Consider the following 26,220-nt stretch of genomic DNA (forward strand, 5'->3'; position numbering starts at 1 on the left):
CTATGAATACGTTTGAAATCGGCACAATCGTAAAAGGGTTTTATAAAACAGGAGCATACATAGGGGAAGTGACAGACGTCAGGCCCAATCACTATTTAGTGAAAATTAAAGCCGTTCTGACGCATCCCGCTCAAGGAGATCTTCATCATCCGAAGCAGGCGGATGTTCCGTTTTTTCATGAAAGAAGAGCGCTTGCATTCGGGGAACAGACAAACATACCGCATCAGATGGTCAAACCGTTTGATGGCGAGGTGCCTGATTATACGGCTTCCTTACAAGCGGCGTCTGCCCGGCTGAAAGATCAGCTTACAGCGGACGGCTCAGAATGGGCGGAACGTTCGCTCGACAACTTGGCCGCGTTAGAGCGTGACTATTTTAAAAGAACTTGACCCAGTCGGCATGATTGGGTTTTTTTATGTGGCCCGGCGAAACAGTTCAGTCAGATCGACGCGATCACCGATCGTCGGAGGTTTCGGTTTTTCAAGATATTGTTTATCCCGCTCGACAAGCTTGAATAATTTGTATGTCGTCCGCGCATCATCCAGCGCTTTATGATGCGTGCCCGTCCCTTTATCGCCATACTCTTCTGCCGCTTTCCAAAGGCCGGTCAATGTTCTGTCGCCGAAGAAATTTTTGTATTCAAGGGACAGATCCCGAAGTTCTCCTTTGAACGGAAAAGGGATGTGGTTAAACATGCAATTTTGCTTTAACACTTTCATATCCATATTGCCCCAGGTGACGATCGTGCAGTTTTTATCAGGATCAAGCTCATTTAATTTGCGGATGAATTCATTAAACGTGATTCCGCCGTCCACGTCTTTTTGGGTGATGTTCAGAAAGGTTTTGCATCGTTTCGTCAGCTTCGGAAATTTTTTCGGTTTGATATAACTCGAAAACGTTTCAGTCACTTCATCATTCACTGTCTTGACAATCCCCGCTTCAATAATCTCGGGAAAGAAATTTTGCGGGCTGTATTTTCCGTCAGGCATTGTAAATTCAAAATCAATAATGAGCAGACTGCGCTGATCCACTTTTTTTACACCTGCCTTTCCTCCGATCAAAAATGATATTTTATGATAGTATATCAGTTTCCCCTCTGAAACTTTCTTCATTTTCTAAAAATAATGAATTTTCCTATATCCGCATCGAAAATACAAATACCGGATTCATTCCTATATACTAATGATTAGATACACGAAAAGTAAAGAAGGTGATGTTATTTCTGTCCGTAAGAAGAACTTCGTCGTCATTTGGATTACAAATTTCTTTATTTCCGCCAGCATGACCATGATTGTTCCGTTTCTTTCGTTATATATCGAAACGATCAGCCCCCATTCGGGCGGGTATGTGCAGAGATGGAGCGGGTATGTGTTCGGCGTCACGTTTTTAATGGCGTTTGTGATTTCCCCGTTTTGGGGCAGATTCGGCGATAAACGCGGCTACAAAAAAATTCTCTTGATTACAGGAACCGGCATTGCCGTCAGCATTTTATTGATGGGGTTTGTGACATCCGTTTATCAGCTGTTTGTCCTGCGGCTGCTTATGGGTCTAGTAACAGGCTTTGTTCCGACATCGCTTGCCATGATTTCGGCGCAGACGCCGAAAGAGACTGCCGGGAAGACGCTCGGCACGCTGCAGATGGGTCAGGTGTCAGGCACTTTATTCGGACCGATGCTGGGCGGGCTGCTCGCTGACAGCTTCGGGTTTACGTACACGTTTTTTATTACGTCTTTTGTTATTTTCGCATCCGTGCTTCTCGTTTTATTTCAGGTGAATGAGCAGCCGCTCGGCGAGAAACAAAACAAGCGGAAAACCTATTCCAGAAAACAGGTGCTCTCTTATATTTTTCACCAGCCCGCGCTTTGGGCGATGATGGTGCTTACCATGATCGTGCAGACCGGCAATTTCAGTATTCAGCCGCTGCTCGCTTTATATGTCAATGAGCTGCACGGACCTGTTAATTTAGCTTTTTTCTCCGGAATGGCGTTTTCAGCGACCGGACTCGGAAGCTTACTGCTTGCCCGGAAATGGGGGGACTTCGGCGACCGCTTCGGCCACAGCCGGATCTTAATCGTGCTTTTGATTGCCTCAGCGGTGTTTTTCATTCCGCAGGCGCTCGCCTCCTCCCTCTCCATTCTGTTAGTCTTCAGATTTCTGTTCGGCATGGTCATGGGCGGCACGCTCCCCTGCATTACGGCCGCAATCCGCGTCAGGGCGCCGGGCAGCATCCAGGGAGAGGTGCTCGGCTATAACGTCAGCTTTCGTTTTCTCGGAAATGTGCTCGGCCCTCTGCTCGGAGGTGCGGTCTCAAGCGGTTTTTCCATTTCGGCTGCTTTCTACGTCACCGCCTTTCTCTTTTTAATAGGCGCGGGGCTCTTATGGATGGCGGGACATCTGCACAAGGATACAGCGTCAAATGCGGGCTGACCGGCAGCGATCACGATTTCTTCTAAATTTAACCTTCTCGTATTCTTAAAAGAATGATACGATATGGCTAGAAATCAGGAGAAAAGAGAGTGACCATGGTACGTAAAATAATCGGATGGATTTTGCTGCTCGGCATTATCCCGTTGTGTGCATTTACAGTTATTGCTTCCGGCAAAGAGGTAAAACAAATCAAGCCTTTTGATCAGGTGCTCGATAAACATATTGATTTAAAAGCGATCAACCTGGTTCAAAACAGTTACATGTATGACAGGGACGGAAGCCTTGTTTCTGAGATTGTCAGCGATCATGAGAACCGCGTGATCGTGCCCTTTAATAAAATACCGAATGAGGTAAAACAACTGTTTTTAACCTCTGAAGACCGTCATTTTTATGAGCATAAAGGGTTTGACTTTATGGGGATGGTCAGGGCGGCCGCCTCCAATTTCAAAGATCATAAAATTGATCAGGGCGCCAGCACCATCACCCAGCAGCTGGCAAGGAATGTGTATTTAAGCCATGAACGCACCTTCAGCCGAAAACTGACGGAGCTGGCCTATTCCTATCAGCTTGAGAAAAAATACAGCAAAGATGAGATTTTAGAAGGCTACTTAAATACGATTTATTTTAATAACGGCGTATACGGTGTCGGTTCGGCGGCACAATTTTATTTCAGCAAGCCGCTGAAATCTCTCACTTTGGGAGAAATGGCCTTTATCTGCGCCATCCCTAATAACCCTACATTATATGATCCTCTCAAGCATTTTGATTATACGAAAAAGCGACAAGTCAGATTGCTTAACGGATTAAAAAAAGCAGGCGTTATATCCGGGAAACAGCTGAAAAAAGCCGAAAAGGAAAAGATCAAGCTTGATATAAACGAAAAAACAAATAAATATCCTGACTATGTTTCCTATGTAAATGATGAATTCACACAGCTTGTTTCATCATCCGAAGGCTATGACAAACGTCTTGAAAAAGCTTCCGGAAAGGCGAAACAAAAAATACAGAGTGAGCTTTCAGACAGAGTCAGCACATTGTTAAAAGACGGCGTGAAGATTTATACGGCGCTGAATCCGTATATGCAAAACCAGGTCGTCGCCCAAGTGAATCAAAATCTGCCGTATGCAGGTGTCCAAGGCGGAGCGGCCGTGATTAATCATCAGACACATCAGATTATCGCGCTTTCAGGCGGGAAAGATTATCATAAATATGATTTCAACCGTGCCTATCAGGCATACAGACAGCCCGGTTCATCCATTAAGCCGCTGCTTGATTACGGACCTTACATTGAAAAGACCAGCGCAACGCCACACAGCAAGATTGACGCAAGCAAATTCTGCAGTGCGGATTACTGTCCGCAAAACTACAATAACCGCACGTACGGTACGGTCACGCTGGAAACGGCGTTTAAATACTCGTACAACACACCAGCCATCAGAATCATGGACCGCGTCGGCGTCAATAAGGCGTTCAGCTACCTTGAACCGTTTCATTTCGCGAAGCTGGTCAGCGCGGATTACCGTCTGCCTGCGGCGCTTGGCGGTTTTACAAACGGCATGACGCCGCTTGAAATGACCAATGCGTACACCACGTTCGGCAACAACGGCGTTTATACGCCGAGTCACGCGATTACAAAAGTGACTGATTTAAAAGGAAAAACGATATTAAAATGGAAAGATGAGCCGACGCAGGTATTCAGCGTGCGGACCAACATGCAGATCAAAGAAATGATGAAAGCCGTCGTCAAGAGCGGTACAGGAAAGAAAGCGAACTTTAAAGCTCCGTACGTCGGCGGAAAATCAGGAACGTCAAATGACTATCACGATATGTGGTTTGTCGGCCTGACGGACGCTTATACGATGGGGGTATGGGTCGGCAAGGATACACCGTCAAGCGTCGAATACCTTCATGACGCAAGCCCTCAGCTTTCGATCTGGAAAAACACGCTGCAGGCAGCTTATTAAAGATAACGGAGGGGATCCGCTTTGAAACCAGCTCAGCTTCCGGACCGCGTACTTTTGTTTGACGGCGTCTGCAACTTATGCAGCGGCGCCGTTCAATTCATCATTAAACGCGATCCGGCCGGCAAAATCTCATTTGCATCATTGCAATCAGATACCGCCCGGGAGCTTTTGGCATCAGAAGGACTTCCGACAGAACAATTTGACAGCATGATTTTTATCGAAAACGGGCGGATATACAAAAAATCCGCAGCCGTGTTAAAGGTTTCCCGTCATCTCCGCGGAGCCTGGCGGCTGTCAGCGGTTTTTTTCGCAGTGCCCCGCCCCCTCAGGGACAGAGCCTATTCTTTCATCGCCCGGCGCCGTTACAAATGGTTCGGAAAAAGGGAAGCATGCATGCTCCCCTCCCCTGAGATCAAAAACAGATTTCTGTCTTAACAAAAATGGCTAGCTTACACAGGTAAGCTAGCCATTATGCTATTATAAAGCTTGATAAAGATGTACAAAATACCGATAACAAAAGTAAACCAAAACAGAATCTCAAGCAATATAAAACCGATCAGCGAAACGATCGAGAGTGTCGAATAGATTCTGTACACCATGAAAATCAAATAAACGAGCGTAACAACGGCAAATAACGCCGCAATCCAAAAACCATTCTGCACGAGCGCAAAGGAAAGAATTCCTCCGCCTACATAAATTAAAGAGCCTAATCTGATTTTTTTCAGATTGTCCCCTTCAGGGTCATTTGTGAAAAACAAAAGAGACAGCTCTGTCACTGTGTTTGCAATCAGCTTCAAAGCCGAAAAGAGCATAAAATACACAAGGGCGAACGCTGCAAAAAGCGCCAGTCTGATCCCTTTCTCAGAGAAATAATCCAGCATCCCCTGATACATGCCGAGCGTCTGAAGTATCTTCATGACATAAAGCGAGGTAGAAATGGATAATGACGAACTAAAAAGCAGAATCGCAACGAGCGGAAAATAACCCGTCCAATAAGTATTTTTCATATAAAAAGTCCCTTTCTGTAATCTACCTCACTTATTATGGAGGACTTAAAACACATTGACAAGATAAAAAATACCATTTTTCCTCACTTTTACGAAATAAGGGCCTGATCTTCACAAACCGGCTTTTTCGGAGTAAAGTAGAACGCGGGAATGATAAACGTAAGGAAGGCTGTTATGAAAAAAACATTAAAATTGCAAACCCGATTAACGATATTCGTCTGTATTGTCGTCCTTATCGCACTTTGTATCACCTTTTTCACGATCAGCGTCCAAACAGCAGACCGCGTGAAAGAAGAAGAACGGACGACCGCGCTGCGCACCGCAAAGCTGGTCGCGGAAACACCGAGTGTCGCGCGGGCATTGCAAACAAGAAAAGGGCTGAAAGAGCTCCGGGATTATACATTAGACGTCCAGCATACGACAGGAACCGAATTTGTCGTGGTGATGGATATGAACAGCATCCGCCTCACCCACCCCGACGCAAATAAAATCGGGAAGAAATTCACCGGCGGAGATGAACAGCCGGCGATGCACGGGCATATCAAAACGAGCACATCAGCGGGAACTCTCGGAAAATCCATGAGAGCCTTCGTACCGATCTATGGAAAAGATAAAAAACAAGTGGGCGTCGTTTCGGTCGGAATTTCGCTTAACAAAATACAGGATGTCGTCAGCCACAGTTTGAGACCGCTTTATTTCATCATCTGCGTAAGTATTTTTGTCGGCGTCATCGGAGCCGTCATTGTCGCCCGCACCGTCAAAAACATTATGTACGGTCTTGAGCCTTATGAAATCGCCACCCTCCTGGAAGAGCGGAGCGCCATGCTCGAATCAACGAAGGAAGGCATCCTGGCGGTTGACGCGCGTGGAAAAATCAAGCTTGCCAATGCGGAAGCGAAACGGCTTTTTATTAAAATGGGTATTCCGACTAATCCGGTCGATCAAGATGTGAACGATATTCTCCCGAAAAGCCGGCTGAAACAAGTGATTGAAACGAAAAAACCGCTTCAGGACAGGGATATCCGCATTAACGGGCTTGAGCTGGTCTTTAATGAGGTTCCGATTCATCTGAAAGGACAAACCGTCGGAGCGATCGCCACTTTCAGGGACAAAACGGAGGTCAAACATTTAGCAGAACAGCTGTCCGGTGTTAAAATGTATGCAAACGCATTAAGAGCCCAGTCTCATGAATTCATGAATAAGCTTCATGTTATTTTAGGGCTTGTCCAGTTAAAAGAATACGATGATCTCGGCACTTACATTAAAGACATTGCCATTCAGCAGAAGACGGAAACAAGCGAGATTATAAGTGATGTCAAAAGTCCGGTTCTCGCAGGGTTTCTTCTAGGAAAACAAAGCTACATACGCGAACAGGGCGCTGATCTGGACATTCAGCTCGGCAGCCTGATCCCGAATGCGGCGGATCCGGCCGCCATCCATGAGCTCATTACGATTATCGGAAACCTGTTAAACAACGCGCTCGACGCGGTGGCGCAGATGCCGAAAAAAAACATTACGTGCTCGATGCGGTTTCAGGATCGCCAGCTTGATATAGAGATTACGGACACGGGAGCCGGAATGTCTGCGGCAGACCAAGCCCGTATTTTTGAACAAGGTTATTCCACGAAAGGGACAAACCGGGGGTTCGGCCTCTATTTCACCCAGCAGGCAACAGAAAATTTAAAAGGCCATATGATTGTGACAAGTGAAAAGAATGAAGGAACGACTTTCAGTCTTCGCATTCCGTATGAACCGAAGGAGGAAAATGATGATTAATGTACTCATAGTTGAAGACGACCCCATGGTGGGTGAATTAAATAAACGCTATCTCAGCCAGATTGAAGGATTTCAGCTGAAAGGGATCGCATCATCCTTTCAAAGCGCGCTGCACGTGCTGAGCGAGCATCATATCGATCTCATCCTTCTTGACATTTACATGCCGGGAAAAAACGGGCTTGAGCTTTTAACGGAAATCCGCAAACAAAATGAATCGGTTGATGTCATCGTCATTTCGGCCGCAAGCGAGCTGGACGTCATCAAAAAAACGCTTCGGTACGGCGCCGTCGATTATCTAATCAAACCATTTGAATTTGACCGCTTTCAAACCGCTCTTTCCGACTACAGACGCAAGCAGAAAGTTTATCAATCACACAGAAGCATGACACAGAAAGAATTGGATGCCGAGCTTTTTCAAAAGAAAGAAGCGGCGGAAAAGGTTCACCTTCCGAAGGGATTGACAAAAAGCACGCTTAAACTCATCTGGGCGAGCATTGAGTCTTTCGGTGACGGCTCTTTTACCACAGAAGATCTCGCCAAGCATACTGAAATCTCGCAAGTCTCCATCCGGAAATACCTTAAATTTCTGGAAGACATACAAGTGCTGAATGTAGAGATGGCGTACGGCACGATCGGCAGACCCGTCTTCCAATATCATATCAACACCGGCAATGTCAGCAGCATCAAACAATATTTATAATGTCAAAAAGCGCCGTTCCGCTGTGAACGGTGCTTTTTTACTGTCATATCCCGTGACAAAAGGCTTGAGATTCCTTTTTTGTATGCTATATAAGGATAATGACCCGGCTGATTCTCCTCTGTTTTATCCAGATGAGGAAGCCGATTCATAAAATTGATATTTTTTAAAAAATAAGCAAATTTCTATTTATTTATGGCGGGTAAAATGATAAATTATGATTGGTTAGCAGCTCTTTTCAGATAAGTCATAAGTCCCGAACACGGAAGAGACAGCCGCTCAAGGCGGGAAAAAGAGAGACGTCTCATCATTATTATCAGAAAGTTTTTTCGATTCTGCATCCGGTACGGGGACTCAGTCTGAATTGAACGGCACAGCCATATTTTACAGGGGGGTTATATCTTTGAAAAAACGCAAAATCGGAATGGCGATGGCGCTCATCGCGGCGGCCGGAACCATATTAAGCGCATGCGGTTCAAGTGACAAAGCAAACGGCTCCGGCAGCAAAAACTTTACCGTCGGCATGGTAACGGACATCGGCGGTGTCGATGACAAATCATTTAACCAGTCCGCCTGGGAAGGTATTCAGGCATTCGGAAAAGACAACGGGCTTACAAAAGGCAAAAGCGGTTTTGACTATCTTCAATCAAAATCAGATGCAGATTATACAACGAACTTAAATAAATTAGCGCGGGAACACTTTGACCTGATTTACGGCGTCGGGTATCTGATGCAGGATTCCATCAGCGAAATCGCCGATCAGCGCAAAGACACCAATTTTGCGATCATTGACGCCGTTGTCAAAAAAGACAACGTGGCGAGCCTTACATTTAAAGAGCAGGAAGGTTCATTCCTCGTAGGAGCGGCCGCTGCGCTATCGAGCAAAACGGGAAAAGTCGGATTCGTGGGCGGAATGGAGTCTGAATTGATCAAAAAATTCGAAATCGGCTTCCGCGCGGGTGTACAAGCCGCAAATCCAAAAGCGACCGTCGAAGTGAAATATGCGGGCGGATTTGACAAAGCCGATGTCGGCAAGGCGACGGCTGAAAGCATGTACAAATCAGGCGTTGACGTCATTTATCACGCGGCCGGCGCAACGGGAACGGGCGTCTTCACAGAAGCGAAAAATCTAAAAAAAGAAGATCCGAAGCGGAACGTATGGGTTATCGGTGTTGATAAAGACCAGTACGCGGAAGGTCAAGTCAAAGGCACAAAAGACAATGTCACTCTCACATCAATGGTCAAAAAAGTGGATACGGCCGTGGAGGACTTAACGAAAAAAGCGAGTGACGGCAAATTCCCGGGCGGCAAAACATTAACATACGGTTTGGCGCAAGATGCAGTCGGCATCTCGGATCACAAGGAGAACCTTTCTGACGATGTCATTAAAGCAACAGACGATTGGAAGAAGAAAATCGCGGACGGACTCGAGATCCCTTCAACTGAAAAAGAATTGAAATCCTTCAAGGCTGAGTAAGAACCAGGGGATAAGGAGACTTCCGTGCTTATCCCCTCTCTTTTATGAAAAGAGCGGTGAAGGAAAAGCTGCATCTCTTGCAGCTTTTCTTTTGCCAAGCTCTTTCTCATCAAAGTATCTCTGAAAAGGAGCGTCAAATCGGTGGATTATATCATTGAAATGCTTAATATACGCAAGGAGTTTTCCGGAATCGTCGCCAATGATGACGTCACGCTTCAAGTAAAAAAAGGCGAAATACACGCCCTTCTCGGTGAAAACGGCGCCGGAAAATCGACACTCATGAACGTTTTATTCGGCCTGTATCAGCCGGAAAAAGGCGAGATCCGGGTGCGGGGCGAACGCGTTCACATCAACAGCCCGAACAAAGCCAACGATCTCGGCATCGGGATGGTGCACCAGCATTTTATGCTTGTGGATACCTTTACCGTCTCAGAAAATATCATTCTCGGAAAAGAGCCGAAAACTTTCGGCCGAATTGACAGACAGCGCGCCGCCCGGGACGTGCGCGATATTTCCGACCGTTACGGCCTGCACATTGATCCTGAAGCCAAAGTTGCCGATATTTCCGTCGGTATGCAGCAGCGGGCGGAAATATTAAAGACCCTCTACCGGGGCGCCGACATTCTCATTTTTGACGAGCCGACCGCGGTGCTGACCCCGCACGAAATTCAAGAACTGATTCAGATTATGAAAAATCTTGTCAATGAAGGAAAATCAATTATCCTCATCACCCACAAATTAAAAGAGATTATGGAAGTCTGCGACCGTGTCACCATCATCCGGAAAGGAAAAGGCATTACAACACTCGAGGTCGCACATACGGATCAAGATGAACTGGCAAGCCTTATGGTCGGACGCGAAGTGTCATTCAAGACGGATAAACAAGCGGCCGATCCGAAACAAGAAGTGCTTTCACTTTCTGATGTAACGGTTAAAGACGCGCGCGGCGTTGAGGCGGTCAAACAGCTCTCCCTCTCAGTCAGAGCCGGTGAAATCGTCGGCATTGCGGGCGTTGACGGAAACGGCCAGTCTGAATTAATTGAAGCCATTACAGGTCTCAGAAAAACGAATGCCGGCACGATCACGTTAAACGGCAAACAGCTGCAAAACATGCCGCCCAGGAAAGTCACTGAAGCCGGCATCGGGCATATTCCGCAGGACAGGCATAAACACGGGCTCGTCCTTGATTTTCCGATCGGAGAAAATATCGTGCTGCAAAGTTATTACCAAAAGCCCTACTCTTCTTTCGGCATATTAAATAAACACACGATTTATGACAAAGCGCGAAGCCTGATTGAAGAATACGACGTCAGAACACCTGATGAATATACGCCTGCGCGCGCTCTCTCCGGGGGGAATCAGCAAAAGGCCATTATCGGCCGGGAAGTGGACAGAAATCCGGATCTTTTAATTGCGGCCCAGCCGACGCGGGGACTCGATGTCGGTGCGATTGAATTCGTCCATAAAAAGATCATTGAGCAGCGTGACGCCGGTAAAGCGGTGCTTCTGTTATCTTTTGAACTTGATGAAATAATGAATCTCAGCGATCGCATCGCCGTCATCTTTGAAGGCAGCATCATCGCAAACATCAATCCGCTTGAAACAAACGAGCAGGAGCTCGGACTTTTAATGGCGGGAAGTAAGCAAATGGAGGCGGGGAAAACACATGATTAATCGACTTTCTCATCTGGCTGTGCCGCTGATTGCGATCATCCTTGGGTTAGCTGCGGGTGCGGTCATCATGCTCGCCAGCGGCTACAATGTCGTAAGCGGGTATTCGGCTCTTTGGAGCGGCATTTTCGGAGAAGTGTATTACATCGGGGAATCGATCCGCCAGATTACGCCATATATTTTGTCCGGATTGGCCGTGGCATTCGCATTTCGGACCGGCCTGTTTAATATCGGGGTTGAAGGACAGCTCCTTGTCGGCTGGACCGCCGCGGTGTGGGTCGGCGCTTCCTTTGACGCCCCCGCTTACATCCACCTTCCGCTTTCGTTATTGGCGGCTGCGGTTGCGGGCGGCATTTGGGGCCTGATTCCCGGATTTTTAAAAGCCCGTTTTTTTGTCCACGAAGTGATTGTCACGATCATGATGAATTATATCGCTCTTCATTTAACCAATTATCTCATTTCCGATGTCATGACGGACCACCGGGACAAAACAGACAAAATTCATGAAAGCGCGTCGCTCCGCTCACCGTTTTTAGAGCAGCTGACAGATTACTCCCGCCTTCACTGGGGCATTCTGATCGCTCTGTTTGCGGCAGTCCTCATGTGGTTTATCATTCATAAAACAAAAAGCGGATTTGAATTCCGGGCTGTCGGCTTTAACCAGCACGCCGCACAATACGCCGGAATGAGCGTCAGAAAAAATATGATGTACGCCATGATGATTTCCGGCGCCTTCGCGGGGCTTGCCGGCGCGATGGAAGGACTCGGAACCTTTCAATACGCGGCGGTTAAGGGCGCCTTTACCGGCGTCGGCTTCGACGGCATTGCGGTTGCGCTTCTCGGCGGCAGCACGGCAATCGGCGTTGTTCTGGCGGCATGTCTTCTCGGCGGCCTTAAAGTCGGGGCATTAAATATGCCGATTGAATCCGGGGTGCCTTCTGAAGTCGTTGACATCGTCATCGCCATTATTATTTTGTTTGTGGCATCAAGCTACGCCATCCGTCTCATCCTTGATAAATTGAAGAAAAAGGGGGCGAAGTAAGTGGACTTCCTGCAGATTTTATCCATTATTGTCCCGGCAACACTCGTATATGCGGCTCCGCTTATTTTAACCGCTCTCGGCGGCGTGTTTTCTGAAAGATCGGGGGTTGTCAACATCGGTCTTGAAGGACTGATGATTATCGGCGCCTTTACAAGCGTCATGTTCAACTTATTTTTCGGACGCGAGCTTGGCGCCGCCGCTCCGTGGCTCGCCTTGGCTGCGGCTATGATTGCCGGCGGACTGTTCTCACTGATCCACGCGGCCGCCGCGGTTTCTTTCCGCGCCGATCAGACGGTAACCGGTGTGGCGATCAATATGCTCGCGTTAGGAGCGACACTGTTTATCGTCAAGCTGATCTACGGAAAGGCGCAGACTGATAAAATCCCGGAGCCCTTTTACAAAACGAACATTCCCGGGTTAAGCGATATTCCGGTTTTAGGAAAGATTTTCTTTTCCGACGTATATTATACGTCGATTTTAGCCATCGTACTGGCCTTTGTTTCCTGGTTTATTTTATTCAAAACGCCGTTCGGCCTCCGCATCCGTTCTGTCGGGGAACATCCGATGGCGGCCGATACGATGGGAATCAACGTGTTCGGCATGCGCTATATCGGCGTCATGATCAGCGGGCTGTTCGGCGGGCTCGGCGGCGGTGTATATGCTTCCACGATCGCGCTTGATTTCACGCACTCCACCATTTCCGGGCAAGGCTTTATCGCTCTCGCCGCGCTGGTTTTCGGCAAATGGCATCCGATCGGCGCGCTCGGGGCTGCGCTGTTCTTCGGGTTTGCACAGAGTTTGAGCATTATCGGCTCGCTTTTGCCCCTGTTCAAAGACATTCCGAATGTATACATGCTGATGGCTCCTTACATTCTGACCATTCTCGCGCTTGCCGGCTTCATCGGCCGCGCGGATGCGCCTAAAGCCAACGGCATCCCTTACATTAAAGGAAAACGCTGATTGCCACAAAAAAAAGAGTTCCGCACCCTGGTGCCGGAACTCTTTTCATCTATATACGATTCTGATATACTCACGCGGCTGAAACGGTGTTTGCATTGATTCAGCCGCACTCAGCTTGTCTTCTGCGTATTCCGCACCGAGAAAAAAACGCTCCCAATTATCTGCCTCCGTCTGCTGCCGCGTTTTGCAGAAATCGTCCGCTATGAATGTTCCTGCAATAATAGAACAAAATATTCCAATACAGGCCGCCGCCTTTCTCTTCATCTGACCAGCTCCTTTTTTAAAAGCTTGATCTGAAAGATAAATGTATATACAAAGATCAGGATATTTGATAAATTTATTTTGGGTTCAAAAGACCACAAAAACACAGAGAGGAATACATTATGCCGTAGCAGGGTAAAAAAAAGTGCGATATAATTTGTACTGGGTCCTATGACCGTGAATTGATTAATTCACTCTTACATAAAGCAGTTGCTTGATGAAAAAACAAGCAAAGGAGGTCTTCTGTTGCAGCTGTTACATTTCGCGATTTTGGCGCCTTTTTTATTTGCATTTATCGTTCCCTTTCTTTATAAACGGGTAAAACAAGTCCATACAGGCTGGTTTGTGCTGATAGTGCCCGTTGTGCTGTTTGTTTACTTTATCAGCAAGCTCCCTGTCACAATGGCTGGGGAAACCGTCCGATATGCGGCCGAATGGATTCCGTCCCTCGGTATTAACTATACCGTTTATCTTGACGGACTCGGGCTGTTATTCGCTTTATTGATTACGGGCATCGGCTCTTTGGTGACGCTTTACAGTATTTTTTACTTATCGAAGGACAAAGAAAAGCTCGGCCCCTTTTATGTGTACCTGCTGATGTTTATGGGCGCGATGCTCGGCGTTGTGCTCGTCGATAACGTTATCGTGCTTTATATGTTCTGGGAGCTGACAAGCCTGTCATCCTTCTTATTAATCGGGTATTGGCATAAGCGGAAGAAATCACGCTACGGTGCGGAAAAGTCACTGCTGATTACCGTCGGCGGCGGGCTGTGCATGCTCGGCGGCTTTATCCTGCTGTATCTGATGACGGATTCTTTCAGTATCAGGGAAATGGTCAACCAGGTGCATATTATCGCAGGCCATCCGTTCTTTATTCCGGCGATGGTTCTCCTGTTATTGGGAGCCTTTACGAAATCAGCGCAGTTTCCGTTTTATATCTGGCTGCCTGATGCCATGGAGGCGCCGACTCCTGTCAGCGCCTATCTGCACTCGGCTACAATGGTGAAAGCGGGAATTTATGTGATTGCCAGATTCAGTCCGGTTTTTGCATTTTCACCCGTCTGGTTTTGGACGGTTGCCTCAGTCGGTCTGATCACGATGGTATGGGCTTCCTTTAATGCGATTAAACAAACCGATTTAAAAGCGATTCTGGCATTTTCCACAGTCAGCCAGCTCGGTATGATTGTATCGATGCTCGGCGCAGGAGCCGCCGCGCTTCATTACCAGCATTCAGAGTATTTTACGGCGGCTGTCACCGCGGCTGTGTTTCACTTAATTAACCATGCTACTTTTAAAGGAAGTTTATTTATGGCGGTCGGCATTATCGACCATGAAACGGGAACACGGGACATCCGCAGGCTCGGCGGACTGATGGCGCTTATGCCGGTAACGTTCACCGTTTCACTGATCGGAACGTTTTCCATGGCGGGCCTCCCTCCGTTTAACGGCTTTTTAAGTAAAGAAATGTTCTTTACAAGTATGCTGCGGATTGCTCATGCAGATATTTTCAGCCTGGATACGTGGGGCGTGCTGTTCCCCGTTCTCGCATGGATCGGGAGCGCCTTCACTTTCATCTACAGCATGAAGCTGTTTTTCAGAACGTTCAGCGGCGCGCGCAAACCTGATCAGCTTGAAAAGACGCCGCATGAAGCACCGCTCGGCATGCTGATTTCGCCGGTGATTCTTGCCGCTTGCGCCGTCAGTCTGTTTTTTGCACCGAACGTTTTGTCTTACAGCCTGATTGAACCGGCGATGAACTCCATTTATCCGGCTCTGTTAACCGGCGGAGATACATTCCATGTCCATATTTCCCAGTGGCACGGGGTGACGGCTGAGGTAATGATGACCCTCGGCATCATCATTGTCGGCACGATCGGTTACGTAACGCTGTCTAAATGGGAGCGGTTGTACGGTCTGTTTCCGAAAAAACTGACGCTGAACAAGCTTTACGATGCGGTGACGGGCAGTATGGAAAAAAGATCTTACCAGCTGACGTCATCTTATATGACCGGATTTTTGCGGGATTATCTGCTGTATATCTTTGCGGCGTTTATCATTCTCATCGGGGCGGCGTTCGTCACAAAAGGCGGCTTTTCCATGACAGCGAAAGGCATGGCTGAAATCGGCCTTTATGAAATCGTGCTGTCCCTCGTTATGGTGAGCGCAACGATTGCGACTGTGTTCGCCAAATCGCGGCTGACGGCCATTATCTCACTCGGTGTTGTCGGGTACACACTCGCGCTGTTTTTCGTGATTTTCAGAGCGCCCGATCTGGCGCTCACGCAGCTCGTCATTGAGACGATATCCGTCGCCTTGTTTCTTCTTTGTTTTTACCATCTGCCGAAAATGCGGCGGAAAAAGAAGACAAGAACATTCCGGATGACGAATTTTATCATTTCTCTCGGTGTCGGCGTCATCGTGACAATGCTCGGAATCGCGTCTTCCAGCGAAAAAACAAACGACAGCATCTCCTCCTTTTTCACCGCTTACAGCCATAAGCTCGGGGGAGGAAACAATATCGTCAACGTCATCCTCGTTGATTTCAGGGGATTTGATACGATGTTTGAAATCACGGTGCTGTCGATTGCCGCACTCGGGATTTACGGCATGATCAGAACAAAAGTAAAAGAGGAGGGAGAAGAGCGTTGAGACAGCAAAACACAAACGACATCATCCTTCAGACGGCAACGAAGCTTGTATCTTTTATCATTCTGCTTTTCTCTTTCTATTTATTTTTATCGGGACATAACGCTCCCGGCGGAGGATTTGTCGGCGGACTGATTACGTCTTCGGCCACCGTGCTGTTGCTTTTGGCCTTTGATTTAAAAACCGTCAAATCGATTTTGCCCGTCAATTTTATTTATGTGGCGGGCGCGGGTCTGCTTATCGCGATTGCAACGGGTGCAGGTTCGTTCTTATTCGGAGCACCCTTTCTCACCCATACATTCGGTCATTTTCATCTCCCGGTGCTTGGGAATACGGAGCTTGCGACGGCCACTTTGTTTGATTTAGGTGTGTATCTTGTTGTTGTCGGCGTGACGATGACCATTATTCAAACGATTGGAGAGGAAGAATAATGGAAATCTTAATGTCTGTCATTGCCGGTATTTTGTTTATGGCGGCAACCTACCTGCTGCTTTCTAAAAGTCTGCTGCGCGTGATTATCGGCACCGCGCTTTTAAGCCACGGCGTCCATTTGCTGCTCCTGACCATGGGCGGACTGAAAAAAGGCGCTCCTCCCATACTGGGCGGAAAAAGCACGTCGTTTGTCGATCCGCTGCCGCAGGCACTCATACTGACGGCGATCGTTATTTCGTTCGGCGTCACGTCCTTTTTGCTTGTGATGGCGTTTCGCGCCTATCAAGAACTGAAAACGGACGATATGGATCGAATGAGGGGAAATGATCAACATGAATAACTTTGTGATATTGCCTATTCTGGTGCCGCTGCTTGCCGCAGTGATGCTGATTTTTATGAACAGGCACGTGATGCTGATGCGGATATTCAGCACTGCCGCTTCCTGTGTCTCCATCGTCATCAGCACCGCTCTCGTTCAGACGGTTTTCACACACGGAATTCAGACGCTGACACTCGGCGGATGGAAAGCGCCGTACGGCATTGTGCTCACCGCGGATCAGCTCGCCGCACTGCTTGTTTTGACAACCGCCATAATCGGGCTGCTCGTCACCCTGTACTCCTTCCGCTCCATCGGAGAAAAAAGGGAGCGCGCTTTCTATTATTCAGGGGTGCAGTTTCTTCTGGCCGGCGTAAGCGGAGCGTTTTTGACGGGTGACCTGTTCAACATGTATGTCTTTTTTGAGCTTCTGCTTATCGCGTCCTACATGCTGATCGTGCTTGGCGGAACGAAAATTCAATTAAGAGAATCATTGAAGTATATCGTGTTTAACATTGTATCATCCGCGTTTTTTGTCATCGGCGTCGGTTACTTATATGCGGTGACGGGCACGCTGAATATGGCTGATCTAAGCGTAAAAATAAGTGAATCGGGCCAGACCGGGCTGATCACCGTCATCGGCGTCCTTCTTCTCGTCGTTTTCGGTTTAAAGGGCGGGATATTCCCGCTGTATTTCTGGATGCCGGGCTCTTATTACGCCCCGCCGGCTGCGATTTCGGCCTTATTCGGGTCTCTTTTGACGAAAGTCGGCCTGTACGCCATTTTAAGAGTATTCACCCTGATCTTTATTCACGATACGGGCTTTACCCACCAATTGATGATGTGGCTTGCGATGCTGACGGTGCTATTCGGCGTCATCGGATCTATCGCCTTTTCGGATGTCATGAAAATCGTCATCTACAATATTATTACAGCCGTCGGCGTGATTTTGTTCGGCATTGCCATGAACACGCCGGACTCCATTCAAGGAGCGGTTTATTACTTGATTCACGATATGCTGATTAAAGGAGCGCTTTTCATGCTCGCCGGCACGCTTATCGCATTGACGGGCACTGCCAGCCTGCATAAAATGGGCGGACTGATCACCCGTTATCCCGTTTTGGGATGGATGTTCTTTATTTCAGCCATATCTCTGGCCGGCATCCCGCCGTTCAGCGGATTTGTGGGCAAGCTGAAGATCGCGGAAGGCGGGTTCGATAAGGGGGAAACTTTGTTTTCCGTATTGATTCTCTTATCAAGCCTGCTTGTGCTCTATTCCGTGCTGAAGGTGTTTACGACGGCTTTTTGGGGGGAAGAAAAAGAAGTCCCCGGCGCAGGCGGACGGTCCGCAAAAGGACTTCTTTATCCGGCAGCCGCTTTTCTCCTTTTGTCGCTTCTGTTCGGGCTCGGAACCGAATGGGTTTCACCGTATGTCAATCAGACGGCTGAGAATCTGCTGAATCCGGAAAAATACATTGAAGCTGTTTTGAAGGAGTAGATGGCATGGCTTTTCAACTATTATTAAATGTTCTTCTCGCTGTTTGCTGGATGTTTCTCACAAACAGCCTCAGCGCGGCGGGTTTTATGACCGGATTTATCGCGGGCTTGGCGGCGCTGTTTTTTTTCCGGCGCTTCTTCTCGCGGCCGTTTTACATTTGGAAAGTATGGTCAGGCATCAAACTGGCGCTGATCTTTATAAAGGAATTATATTTGGCCAATGTCAGCGTACTGAAAACCGTTATATCGCCGAAACTGAACATCCGCCCGGGCATTTTCGCGTTTAAGACGGAATTGACGGAGGATTGGGAGATCACGCTGCTCTCGCTGTTAATCACTTTAACACCGGGTACGCTCGTGATGGATATCTCCGATGACCGGTCGATTCTCTATATACACGCCATGGACATTGAAGATGCGGAGAAAGCGATCCATGACATCCGCGTCTCTTTTGAGAAAGCCATTCAGGAGGTGAGCCGCTGATGTTTACGTTTATTCTGCAATTATCACTCGGCATTATGGCGGTTTCGACTCTTCTGTACGTCATTCGCGTCATAAAAGGGCCTACGATACCGGACCGGGTCGTCGCGCTTGATGGGATCGGCATTAATCTGATTGCCATGACCGCGCTTGTATCCATTCTCTTAAACACATCGGCCTTTTTGGACATCATTCTGCTGCTCGGCATTTTATCGTTTATCGGCACGATTGCCTTTGCTAAGTTTTTGGAGAAAGGAGAGATTATCGAAAATGATCGAAATCGTTAAATGGGCCGTCGCCGTTTGTATTCTGATGGGATCGCTGATCTGCCTGGTCGCGTCTTTCGGCACACTCAGGCTTCCTGATGTGTATACGCGCGCCCACGCCTCTTCAAAAGGCTCGACACTCGGTGTTAATTTGGTATTGCTCGGGGTGTTAGGCTACTTGTGGATGCTGACCGGAGAAATTTCTGTAAAAATACTGCTCGGCATCATTTTTATCCTGCTGACGGCGCCGGTCGGAGCGCACCTCATATGCAGGGCCGCGTACAATTCGGGAGCGGCGCTTGATAAAAGAAGCGTTCAGGATGATTACAAAGGGATCAGAAACTTTGTGATCAAACGTAAAGAAGATTCATATTTGTAAAAACAAACAGCCGGACGATTCAGGGTTCCGGCTGTTTGTTTATTTTGTTATAACAGCCAGCGTGCAGCGGGAAACACAGATCAGCCTTTCCCGTTCATCGAAAATGTTAATCCCGTACACAATGGTTGCCCTGCCTGTGTGAACGGGTTTCGCAATCGCCGTGACCGTCCCGCCCTCTTTCACGGATTTTAAATGATTGGCATTAATCTCAAGCCCGACACACGCCTGGTTCGACCGGTCGATAAAATGCTGGGCCCCGACACTTGCAACAGTCTCCGCCAGCGCTGCTGACGCGCCACCATGCAGATATCCGAAAGGCTGCACCGTCCTCTTATCCACCGGCATCACCGCCACGCATCTCTCCGGTGTGTTTTCAGTGATTTCAATACCGAGTGCGCCGAGCAATGTATTGTTCAGATTCATAGGTCATTCTCCCTTCAAGATTTATAGTACGTTATCTGACTTGGCGATCAGCACCGCTTCAGTTCGGGAGCCGACATTCAGCTTGTTAAAAATGGATGTCAGGCTGTATTCAATTGACCGCTTGCTTAAGTGAAGCGCATCTGCGATTTCCTGATTGGTCAAACCTTTTTCGACCTCTTGGAGAATATGGCGCTCTCTCGGGGTTAACCGATCCTGCTCACTTTGAGGGGAAGAAGACGTTTTTGTTTTTTGCTGGGTCATCAGCTGTTTGAAATAGGAGAAATCAACTAAAATCTGTCCGTTGAGCACGTGATATATGTATTGCATGATTTTCTCTTTAGATTCGGTTTTGCTGATGGCGCCGTGCAGGCCCGCGCGGATGGATTCTTCAAAATAATCTTCAACCTCATAGCCTGTGTAGACAATGATTTTACAGAGAGGATTCTCTTTTAAGATTTTCTTAGAAAGCTCTATGCCGCTGATGTCATCACCCAGATTTAAATCCATTAATATGAGATCGTAAGCTGAAAAATCATGCCGGAGAACGAATTGTTCACTGGCATCAGGACTGAGGCAATCGACAGAAAGATTCGTGTCCGTTTCCAGAATCGTCTTGGTGCCCTCCATGACAGCCGGATGATCATCAATCACTAGTATCTTTTTCATGGTTTCCTCCCTTTTACTCACTCATTTCCATTTTATTAAAAAGACTTGGCTTCTGCCAAGTCGATTTGGTGATAAATTGGTTACAATTCCATTTCAATATCTACTTTAAAACCGTTTCCTTCACTTGTGTCGATTTTCATCCGTCCGTCAAGCGCACGGACGCGCTCCTTAATACCCGAAAGACCCATGCTCATCGACTGGCCGCCGCCTTTTTCCTGATTGCAGCCGACACCGTCGTCTTCATAATGCAGAATCACTTTATTTTGAATGCTGATCAGCATAATCAGCACCTCATTCGCCTGTGAATGCTTCATGGCGTTCGAAAGAAATTCCTGAATAATGCGGTACAAATTCAGCTGCGTATCCAAATCCAGCGCCGCCGTAAACCGGCCCGTATTCAGACGGATATGAAACGGCGCACGCTCCTGCTGCTGCGCGGCAAGCTTGGATACCGCCTTGACCAGACCCAAATCATACAGCAGCTGAGGACGCAGCTCATGGCACGTCTCCCGGGTCATCAAAATGACATCCGACATCTGCTCATTCATCTGATGAAGCTTGTCCTGCACCTCTAACTGGCAAGGCTCTTCTTTCTTAAAATCTGCCAGAAACAGCTCACACTGGCGCTTCAAAGAAATCAAGTCCTGCAGCACTGAATCATGCAGATCACGGGCCAAATCCGAACGCTGCTTTTCCTCGATCGTAAACATCAGCTTTTTGAGCCAGACCGGGTTTGAGCCTTGTTGTTTTAGATCTTGTAAATGGTTCATGAGTTCTTCGATCTGTAATATGTTTTCCATTGAAACACTTGTATAAAAAGACAATGTCTTTAACCAAGATATCTCATCTCTTGTCAGTCTCGGAGTATTAATGCTCGACAAACAAAGCAGAACGTATGAGTTTGCCCCTCTTTCTCCAATCTTCATCAGAAAACCTTGATTTACTTCAATAATCTTTCCAATCTCTGATGTGACTTTAACAAATTCTTTTTTATACGGCTGCCAGTTCGGTTCACTGTTCTGTTTATCAAAATACAGAATGTCTCCGTCAGAATTGATTTCAAATATATAAGCTTTACTAACAGGCAAGACGTCCAAAATAGTCTTTTTCAAATTCATAAACACTTGATTTAAAGCTGATACGCTTTTAAGAAGCTGTGTATATTTATAAATGCTGTCTTGATAATTATATTTTTCTGAAAAACGTTTCAGGCGGAATTTGTAGTCTAATACCTCTTTAGTGTAAAAGACTGCTAAAAAAATCAAAAACACATATAAAGTGATTTGAATGGTGTTAAAGTGATTCCCTTTACTTTCATATAAGATAGAAAGCCATACAACCCCTATTGTAGGAACAATAGACAAAAAACTATAGTATCTAATTCTTCCCAACAAAAAGTCTATATCATAAATCTTGTTGACAACAAATTGATAAACCAATGCCAACGGAATAATGAGCAGAAACGGAGCCGTTACTATAGCTGAATAAATATACTGTCCTAAAATAATTTCAGAAAGAAGATAAAGAACAGTAAATGGTAAAAAAGCTATTGTGTTAGATATTAGTAACACTTTTAATAGATAAGCATGATCTCTCTTTCTATAAATAATGCCATAATAAATAATGTACATATACACTATTATTATCTCGATAAAAAATGTTAATAAATTCATATCTCTAACAAAGTATAAATCATATCGATATCTAAAAAGTTCTGTAACAACGTTAAGGACAGGTAAACTGTAAAGAATATATACTATACTCTTTGCGGAAAATTTTATTTTTAATTCTTTAAAATATTGATATAAAAAATGCAGGTATAGTACAGGCACATTTAAAAAAGTGAAAAGATTAACATATCTATTTATCTCATATCCTCTTGTTACACCGCCTGCACTTAAATAAGCTATCGATATAAAAATTAAGAAGCAGATTAAAATATAAGCAGAAACTGTATTTTTTATACGATTGACTTTGTATATATAGAAAATACATAATAAGCTTAGTGCAAATAATATACAAGGGACAATATAAATAAAGAAACTGACTGAACTGTTTAAAGACAAATCCTCTGAACCATGCAATTGAATTTCATGATTACCTCTCTCAACCTTTAAGTTATTAGCCTTTGCTAAATACCCATTTTTAACATTTTGAGAAGAAGGCATGTGCCCATTTATCTCTAGAATTTTGTCCCCTTCTTTTAAATTCAAGTATCTCCCATAAGAGGACTTTGTAATTTTAACAACTTCAAGCTCATGTTTTGATGTTTCAACAACATAGGTTCCGACTAAAATTCCATTCTGGGTAAAGTATATAATATGTGCAATATAGAAAAAACTAAATATCAACAGTGCGATTGAAAGGTGCTTAATAAAATACCTCAATGGATCACAACTCTCTTAAAAATTATTGATCCCAAAATGTAAATTCAGGTTTTTTCTTATAAGTGCTGTTACTGAATATCTCTATAATTGCAGGAATAATTGAATGCGGAATTCCGATCAAGCAAACTTCCCCCTCTTCCAATTGATGGATCACTCTTGGATTTTCTATAAGATAATTCACAATGTCTTGTTTCTTCATATTACTCCCCCATAATTCTCACCATAGATTAATTCTTATGTTCAACTTTTCTATTTCGTTATTAATTTCATTTTCATATATTTTAATTAACATTAAAACATATTGTCTGACTCCTGCTTTACTAAGCAATTCTTCAAAATAATCTCTGTCCGATATGAGAGAGTAATAGCTGTTTTTAGAATTCATCATATTTAAAACTTTTTTTGAGGCACTATTAAACTGACGATTTAAAAACAAGTTTATCAAAGTTCTTTTCTTCTTCTTTATATCACTGCGGCTTTTATCAAATAAACCATAATAGTCATTTTCGATTTGTTTAATCATGCCAATTTTATAAGAGTAATTCTCAATTGCTTCGTTAAATTCGCCACTTGCAAGCATCGTCCCTAAAACAGCAGACATTGCAGTTAACGATCCTGATTTCTGTTTTATCATACGTAGACATTCTTCTTCAGTCTCCGGAAAATTTCTTAAATCATTATGCTGACCTTGCATTGCATTTAAGGCATATTTTATTGCATACTGTGAAAATTCGATGTTTGATTCAAGCTCACAAATGGTTTGCAGGCTTATTGAATACAGAGAAGTCGCCGCATTCAGAGATATAGCATGGTCAGTTTGCATCCATGCCTTATTAGAGTTGTCTTCATCTTCAATATCGTCAAAAATATCAAAAGCTAAAATTAAAAGTTCAATTCCGGCTGCCAGTTGTGTGATTTCCGAGGAATGTGTACCCTTAAAAGCAACATAATGCTGGAAAGCAAGGATACCGAATGAAAAATGCTTCTTTTCATTAATGAAGGTCAAAAGAGTCTCTTCTAAATGAAGATTATCGACTTTCTCCCTAACAATTTCCTTCATCTTCTCTTTAATCGTTTCGGCATCTAAACATATTTGCTCAATAATTGTCTTCACCCTCCCATTCTATTTTACTAAATGCAGGTGATGAAAGACAGCAGGTTTTTCGTTTTTTAACAATCGTATAATACTTTATCCACGAAATGGATAAAAAATGCACAAAAAAAAGACTTGTTTCCAAGTCTTTTTAAGAAATTTTCATTGCATATGAGAATTTATCGAGCTGATCAATGCTTTTGTTAATGTTTCGTAATGAGTCGGTTGTTTCTCTGATATCATTTTCAAGTCGGAATAATAATTGCTTTACTTCTTCTAATTTGTTTTCCACCGTTTCCACACTCCTTTTTTTGAAAGATCAATGAATTGTGTATGGTGAACGAGTCCTAGGTATTTGATCTGTTACTAATAGTGTAAACGTTTTTGCGGGATTTTTCACCGAAAAGTATGTGTAAAAGTATCTGCGTGACACCGCAAACCAGGGTAATCCCATAGTCCCGAATGGAGCATTTAGCGAACAGGACTATATAACTACCAGAAAGGCAGACGTTTAGGATGAAGCAGACCAATCTGGCGGTTCTGCTGTTTTTTTAACGGTTTTCCGACAAACCGGCAAGGACTATAGTCCCTGCCGTCGCAATTTCAAAACAGAATGGGCGAACAGCGTCGCATAACCACCGACAAACACCGAAAAGACCGCAACCCCCGCATTGTGGTCTTTTTGCATGTCATAACTCGTTATCACGCCGCCTATACTCATGTATAACCAATGTTTTCTCAGGAAGGAGGCCGCCGTATGCATTATGTGTATCCATGCTTCCCTGTTTTCGCCGCGCCATACCGGCATCCTGCGCCCAGTGCCCCGGTTCACGCAGATATTTTGACAGCGTCCGCAAAAGAGGCTGCGGGCATGCTGGAGGATGCGCGCCTGCTCCTTGCGCGGCTGTCGGCGTCAAAAGAGCTTGCGCGCCGTATCCTCACCGCAGCGCAATCATCTGACACCGCAGCGGTCAAGCGGCTCATTAAGCAGACCGGCATCAAAAATGACTTTGACGTGACGTATAATCCCGACGGCATCCGTGTCAGTCTGATCAGAGAGCAAAGCCGGTTTATCATCGCCCTCAGGTGGTCGGTTTAAAGCGGCTCAATCCACGATCAGCTGCCGGCACCATTCGATCGCCTGTAAGTAACATTCATACGCTTCTTCTTTGTTCAGTTCTTTTCCCCACTCGTCACAGTCCCAGTTGTTGCATTCAATGGCTTTGACGAACGCGAGCATCTTATAATAATCGTTTTCATAACCGAGCAGCGCCTGTCCGACTTCATCGATTAAAGGCAGTTCTTTGATGATATCCTCCAGCTCCCTGTGGAGAAGCGTATCGATGAGCGAAAACATGCCGATCAGCATGTAAGAAGAGGGCTGGGGCCTTCCGGTTCTTTTCGCCAGCAGTTCGCACAGTTTGGCCCTGATTAAGGAAATCTTAATGATTTCTTTTTGGCTTGAGTGGCTTTTCGCCGTTAAATCTCTGAATGAAAGAATGTAAATCAAGCGCTTAATCTCATTCAGCCCAAGCATCATGATGGCCTGCTGGATGCTGTCTATCTTTTTTTTCAGCCTTGTTTGCGATCCGTTTAAAAAACGCAGAATCTGATACGATAAGCTGACGTCCCGCTCTATGTATTCCGTCACGCGCTGTATATTGGGCTGGTCATTGTTTAATTCGCTTAAAAGCTGGTAGTAAGAATGAAAATGAAACGTCAGATCATTTCCGCTGATGACACGCGGTTCACTGAAAAAATATCCTTGAAACAGGTGAAAGCCGTCTATGGCCGCCTGTTTATAATCTTTTCTCGTCTCCACTTTCTCCGCTAAATAAATCAGACTTTTACAGCTGTACGTCTGAATGATTTTTTTGCGCTCCAGACGCGAGGATTGCAAAAAGTCGATTTTTAAAATATCAATATATTTCATCAGCTGTTCCACTAACTCTTCATTTTCCGGATTGATGGCGTAAAAATCATCAAGTGCTAATGTATATCCTAATTTCTTCAGCTGTCTGCATCTTGAGATGAGTGCCGGAGTGATCGGTATGTCCTCAAGAATTTCGATAATAAGCTGGTCAGGATCAAAGGAGGTAGGGAGATCTGAAAACATCAGGCTTTCTGTAAAATTCACAAAGCAGCGTTTCCCCTCAGTCAGCTTTTCGATTCCGATGTTGATAAAGCTGTTAATAATGAGATCCGTCGTAGCTTTATCTCCATCAGCGGCCGAATAACGGTTCTCTTCGCTCTCCCGGTAAAGAAGTTCATAAGCAACAACCTGTTCGTTTCTGTTGAAGATAGGCTGTCTCGCAACAAACACCTTCATTCATTTACCCCCTTAGATGCGGCC

Annotated in this window: 28 protein-coding genes; 18 read left to right on the plus strand and 10 right to left on the minus strand. The window is 45.7% G+C overall.

Features of this window, described 5'->3' with window-relative positions:
- The first annotated feature begins 2 nt into the window (after positions 1 to 2).
- Complete coding sequence (locus NYE62_RS15795; RefSeq protein ID WP_015240473.1) at positions 3 to 389, plus strand: kinase-associated lipoprotein B; 387 nt, start codon at positions 3 to 5, stop codon at positions 387 to 389.
- 24 nt (positions 390 to 413) lie between these two features.
- On the opposite strand, the gene kapD is transcribed toward NYE62_RS15795, so the two are convergent.
- Positions 414 to 1,031 carry a 3'-5' exonuclease KapD gene (kapD, locus tag NYE62_RS15800; protein WP_003152084.1) on the minus strand — a complete coding sequence of 206 codons (618 nt, stop codon included), beginning with the start codon at positions 1,029 to 1,031 and terminating at the stop codon, positions 414 to 416.
- 151 nt (positions 1,032 to 1,182) lie between these two features.
- On the opposite strand from kapD, the gene NYE62_RS15805 reads away from it, so the two are divergent.
- From NYE62_RS15805 to NYE62_RS15815, 3 genes are all read left to right on the plus strand, one after another.
- Complete coding sequence (locus NYE62_RS15805; RefSeq protein ID WP_342497045.1) at positions 1,183 to 2,427, plus strand: multidrug efflux MFS transporter; 1,245 nt, start codon at positions 1,183 to 1,185, stop codon at positions 2,425 to 2,427.
- An 89-nt stretch (positions 2,428 to 2,516) separates the two neighbouring features.
- Positions 2,517 to 4,391 (plus strand): transglycosylase domain-containing protein, encoded by a 1,875-nt coding sequence (locus NYE62_RS15810; RefSeq protein ID WP_342497046.1) that lies wholly within the window; start codon positions 2,517 to 2,519, stop codon positions 4,389 to 4,391.
- Between the two features lie 21 nt (positions 4,392 to 4,412).
- Positions 4,413 to 4,826, plus strand: coding sequence for a thiol-disulfide oxidoreductase DCC family protein (locus NYE62_RS15815; RefSeq protein WP_014305710.1), 414 nt, complete (start codon positions 4,413 to 4,415; stop codon positions 4,824 to 4,826).
- A gap of 14 nt (positions 4,827 to 4,840) precedes the next feature.
- Here NYE62_RS15815 and NYE62_RS15820 read toward each other — a convergent pair whose 3' ends face one another.
- Complete coding sequence (locus NYE62_RS15820; protein ID WP_007408662.1) at positions 4,841 to 5,398, minus strand: YufK family protein; 558 nt, start codon at positions 5,396 to 5,398, stop codon at positions 4,841 to 4,843.
- A gap of 174 nt (positions 5,399 to 5,572) precedes the next feature.
- On the opposite strand from NYE62_RS15820, the gene malK reads away from it, so the two are divergent.
- The 6 genes from malK to nupQ all read left to right on the plus strand — a co-directional run bounded on the left by malK (position 5,573) and on the right by nupQ (position 13,021).
- Positions 5,573 to 7,174 carry a malate sensor histidine kinase MalK gene (gene malK / locus NYE62_RS15825; protein ID WP_342497047.1) on the plus strand — a complete coding sequence of 534 codons (1,602 nt, stop codon included), beginning with the start codon at positions 5,573 to 5,575 and terminating at the stop codon, positions 7,172 to 7,174.
- Positions 7,167 to 7,874, plus strand: coding sequence for a response regulator (locus tag NYE62_RS15830; RefSeq protein WP_003152077.1), 708 nt, complete (start codon positions 7,167 to 7,169; stop codon positions 7,872 to 7,874). Before malK ends, NYE62_RS15830 begins: the two co-directional genes overlap by 8 nt.
- A gap of 400 nt (positions 7,875 to 8,274) precedes the next feature.
- Positions 8,275 to 9,348 carry a BMP family protein gene (locus NYE62_RS15835; protein WP_007408665.1) on the plus strand — a complete coding sequence of 358 codons (1,074 nt, stop codon included), beginning with the start codon at positions 8,275 to 8,277 and terminating at the stop codon, positions 9,346 to 9,348.
- Positions 9,349 to 9,489: 141 nt separating this feature from the next.
- Complete coding sequence (locus NYE62_RS15840) at positions 9,490 to 11,022, plus strand: ABC transporter ATP-binding protein (RefSeq protein ID WP_342497048.1); 1,533 nt, start codon at positions 9,490 to 9,492, stop codon at positions 11,020 to 11,022.
- A complete protein-coding gene (locus tag NYE62_RS15845; RefSeq protein WP_007408667.1) occupies positions 11,015 to 12,061 on the plus strand; it encodes an ABC transporter permease in 1,047 nt (348 codons plus the stop codon). Before NYE62_RS15840 ends, NYE62_RS15845 begins: the two co-directional genes overlap by 8 nt.
- Positions 12,062 to 13,021: a guanosine ABC transporter permease NupQ gene (gene nupQ, locus NYE62_RS15850; protein WP_003152071.1), complete on the plus strand. Its 960-nt coding sequence runs from the start codon at positions 12,062 to 12,064 to the stop codon at positions 13,019 to 13,021.
- A 45-nt stretch (positions 13,022 to 13,066) separates the two neighbouring features.
- Here the strand turns inward: nupQ and NYE62_RS15855 are convergent, their stop codons facing one another.
- On the minus strand, positions 13,067 to 13,285 hold the full coding sequence (locus NYE62_RS15855; protein ID WP_007408668.1) for a hypothetical protein: 219 nt from the start codon (positions 13,283 to 13,285) through the stop codon (positions 13,067 to 13,069).
- A 243-nt stretch (positions 13,286 to 13,528) separates the two neighbouring features.
- On the opposite strand from NYE62_RS15855, the gene NYE62_RS15860 reads away from it, so the two are divergent.
- From NYE62_RS15860 to mnhG, 7 genes are read left to right on the plus strand one after another with little or no spacing between them, the layout of a single operon-like run.
- Positions 13,529 to 15,931 (plus strand): Na+/H+ antiporter subunit A, encoded by a 2,403-nt coding sequence (locus tag NYE62_RS15860; protein WP_342497049.1) that lies wholly within the window; start codon positions 13,529 to 13,531, stop codon positions 15,929 to 15,931.
- On the plus strand, positions 15,928 to 16,359 hold the full coding sequence (locus tag NYE62_RS15865) for a Na(+)/H(+) antiporter subunit B (protein WP_342497050.1): 432 nt from the start codon (positions 15,928 to 15,930) through the stop codon (positions 16,357 to 16,359). Before NYE62_RS15860 ends, NYE62_RS15865 begins: the two co-directional genes overlap by 4 nt.
- Positions 16,359 to 16,700 carry a Na(+)/H(+) antiporter subunit C gene (locus NYE62_RS15870; protein ID WP_003152063.1) on the plus strand — a complete coding sequence of 114 codons (342 nt, stop codon included), beginning with the start codon at positions 16,359 to 16,361 and terminating at the stop codon, positions 16,698 to 16,700. Before NYE62_RS15865 ends, NYE62_RS15870 begins: the two co-directional genes overlap by 1 nt.
- Positions 16,693 to 18,174: a Na+/H+ antiporter subunit D gene (locus NYE62_RS15875; protein WP_342497051.1), complete on the plus strand. Its 1,482-nt coding sequence runs from the start codon at positions 16,693 to 16,695 to the stop codon at positions 18,172 to 18,174. Before NYE62_RS15870 ends, NYE62_RS15875 begins: the two co-directional genes overlap by 8 nt.
- A gap of 5 nt (positions 18,175 to 18,179) precedes the next feature.
- Complete coding sequence (locus tag NYE62_RS15880; protein ID WP_327954468.1) at positions 18,180 to 18,656, plus strand: Na+/H+ antiporter subunit E; 477 nt, start codon at positions 18,180 to 18,182, stop codon at positions 18,654 to 18,656.
- The gene (locus NYE62_RS15885; RefSeq protein WP_012118311.1) at positions 18,656 to 18,940 is read left to right on the plus strand and encodes a Na(+)/H(+) antiporter subunit F1; all 285 of its coding nucleotides are present in this window, start codon (positions 18,656 to 18,658) and stop codon (positions 18,938 to 18,940) included. The genes NYE62_RS15880 and NYE62_RS15885 overlap by 1 nt, the downstream gene beginning before the upstream one ends.
- On the plus strand, positions 18,924 to 19,298 hold the full coding sequence (mnhG, locus tag NYE62_RS15890) for a monovalent cation/H(+) antiporter subunit G (protein WP_003152056.1): 375 nt from the start codon (positions 18,924 to 18,926) through the stop codon (positions 19,296 to 19,298). Before NYE62_RS15885 ends, mnhG begins: the two co-directional genes overlap by 17 nt.
- 39 nt (positions 19,299 to 19,337) lie before the next feature.
- Here mnhG and NYE62_RS15895 read toward each other — a convergent pair whose 3' ends face one another.
- The 6 genes from NYE62_RS15895 to degQ form a co-directional block, all read right to left on the minus strand.
- Positions 19,338 to 19,721: a hotdog fold thioesterase gene (locus NYE62_RS15895; protein ID WP_007408674.1), complete on the minus strand. Its 384-nt coding sequence runs from the start codon at positions 19,719 to 19,721 to the stop codon at positions 19,338 to 19,340.
- A 21-nt stretch (positions 19,722 to 19,742) separates the two neighbouring features.
- Positions 19,743 to 20,387 (minus strand): response regulator transcription factor, encoded by a 645-nt coding sequence (locus NYE62_RS15900; RefSeq protein WP_003152052.1) that lies wholly within the window; start codon positions 20,385 to 20,387, stop codon positions 19,743 to 19,745.
- Positions 20,388 to 20,467: 80 nt separating this feature from the next.
- Positions 20,468 to 22,774 carry a histidine kinase gene (locus tag NYE62_RS15905; protein WP_342497052.1) on the minus strand — a complete coding sequence of 769 codons (2,307 nt, stop codon included), beginning with the start codon at positions 22,772 to 22,774 and terminating at the stop codon, positions 20,468 to 20,470.
- 22 nt (positions 22,775 to 22,796) lie between these two features.
- Positions 22,797 to 22,973 carry a competence pheromone ComX gene (gene comX, locus NYE62_RS15910; RefSeq protein ID WP_013353396.1) on the minus strand — a complete coding sequence of 59 codons (177 nt, stop codon included), beginning with the start codon at positions 22,971 to 22,973 and terminating at the stop codon, positions 22,797 to 22,799.
- 18 nt (positions 22,974 to 22,991) lie between these two features.
- Positions 22,992 to 23,867 carry a polyprenyl synthetase family protein gene (locus NYE62_RS15915; RefSeq protein ID WP_144664417.1) on the minus strand — a complete coding sequence of 292 codons (876 nt, stop codon included), beginning with the start codon at positions 23,865 to 23,867 and terminating at the stop codon, positions 22,992 to 22,994.
- 151 nt (positions 23,868 to 24,018) lie between these two features.
- The gene (gene degQ, locus NYE62_RS15920) at positions 24,019 to 24,159 is read right to left on the minus strand and encodes a degradation enzyme regulation protein DegQ (protein ID WP_003152043.1); all 141 of its coding nucleotides are present in this window, start codon (positions 24,157 to 24,159) and stop codon (positions 24,019 to 24,021) included.
- Positions 24,160 to 24,624: 465 nt separating this feature from the next.
- On the opposite strand from degQ, the gene NYE62_RS15925 reads away from it, so the two are divergent.
- Complete coding sequence (locus NYE62_RS15925) at positions 24,625 to 24,966, plus strand: hypothetical protein (RefSeq protein ID WP_144463936.1); 342 nt, start codon at positions 24,625 to 24,627, stop codon at positions 24,964 to 24,966.
- Positions 24,967 to 24,972: 6 nt separating this feature from the next.
- On the opposite strand, the gene NYE62_RS15930 is transcribed toward NYE62_RS15925, so the two are convergent.
- A complete protein-coding gene (locus NYE62_RS15930) occupies positions 24,973 to 26,196 on the minus strand; it encodes an EAL and HDOD domain-containing protein (RefSeq protein ID WP_007408678.1) in 1,224 nt (407 codons plus the stop codon).
- Between the last annotated feature and the right edge of the window lie 24 nt (positions 26,197 to 26,220).

The sequence above is a fragment of the Bacillus sp. FSL K6-2861 genome (assembly GCF_038630725.1).
GTDB classification, from domain to species: Bacteria; Bacillota; Bacilli; order Bacillales; family Bacillaceae; genus Bacillus; species Bacillus velezensis.

What these genes read in the sequence shown, in the direction of transcription:
- comX (WP_013353396.1), bottom strand. Translation starts at nt 22,973, where the DNA reads ATGAAGAAACAAGACATTGTGAATTATCTTATAGAAAATCCAAGAGTG.
- mnhG (WP_003152056.1), top strand. Translation starts at nt 18,924, where the DNA reads ATGATCGAAATCGTTAAATGGGCCGTCGCCGTTTGTATTCTGATGGGA.
- NYE62_RS15820 (WP_007408662.1), bottom strand. Translation starts at nt 5,398, where the DNA reads ATGAAAAATACTTATTGGACGGGTTATTTTCCGCTCGTTGCGATTCTG.
- NYE62_RS15875 (WP_342497051.1), top strand. Translation starts at nt 16,693, where the DNA reads ATGAATAACTTTGTGATATTGCCTATTCTGGTGCCGCTGCTTGCCGCA.
- NYE62_RS15855 (WP_007408668.1), bottom strand. Translation starts at nt 13,285, where the DNA reads ATGAAGAGAAAGGCGGCGGCCTGTATTGGAATATTTTGTTCTATTATT.
- NYE62_RS15925 (WP_144463936.1), top strand. Translation starts at nt 24,625, where the DNA reads ATGCATTATGTGTATCCATGCTTCCCTGTTTTCGCCGCGCCATACCGG.
- NYE62_RS15795 (WP_015240473.1), top strand. Translation starts at nt 3, where the DNA reads ATGAATACGTTTGAAATCGGCACAATCGTAAAAGGGTTTTATAAAACA.
- malK (WP_342497047.1), top strand. Translation starts at nt 5,573, where the DNA reads ATGAAAAAAACATTAAAATTGCAAACCCGATTAACGATATTCGTCTGT.
- NYE62_RS15895 (WP_007408674.1), bottom strand. Translation starts at nt 19,721, where the DNA reads ATGAATCTGAACAATACATTGCTCGGCGCACTCGGTATTGAAATCACT.
- NYE62_RS15885 (WP_012118311.1), top strand. Translation starts at nt 18,656, where the DNA reads ATGTTTACGTTTATTCTGCAATTATCACTCGGCATTATGGCGGTTTCG.
- NYE62_RS15845 (WP_007408667.1), top strand. Translation starts at nt 11,015, where the DNA reads ATGATTAATCGACTTTCTCATCTGGCTGTGCCGCTGATTGCGATCATC.
- NYE62_RS15830 (WP_003152077.1), top strand. Translation starts at nt 7,167, where the DNA reads ATGATTAATGTACTCATAGTTGAAGACGACCCCATGGTGGGTGAATTA.
- NYE62_RS15870 (WP_003152063.1), top strand. Translation starts at nt 16,359, where the DNA reads ATGGAAATCTTAATGTCTGTCATTGCCGGTATTTTGTTTATGGCGGCA.
- NYE62_RS15930 (WP_007408678.1), bottom strand. Translation starts at nt 26,196, where the DNA reads ATGAAGGTGTTTGTTGCGAGACAGCCTATCTTCAACAGAAACGAACAG.
- NYE62_RS15805 (WP_342497045.1), top strand. Translation starts at nt 1,183, where the DNA reads ATGATTAGATACACGAAAAGTAAAGAAGGTGATGTTATTTCTGTCCGT.
- NYE62_RS15900 (WP_003152052.1), bottom strand. Translation starts at nt 20,387, where the DNA reads ATGAAAAAGATACTAGTGATTGATGATCATCCGGCTGTCATGGAGGGC.
- NYE62_RS15880 (WP_327954468.1), top strand. Translation starts at nt 18,180, where the DNA reads ATGGCTTTTCAACTATTATTAAATGTTCTTCTCGCTGTTTGCTGGATG.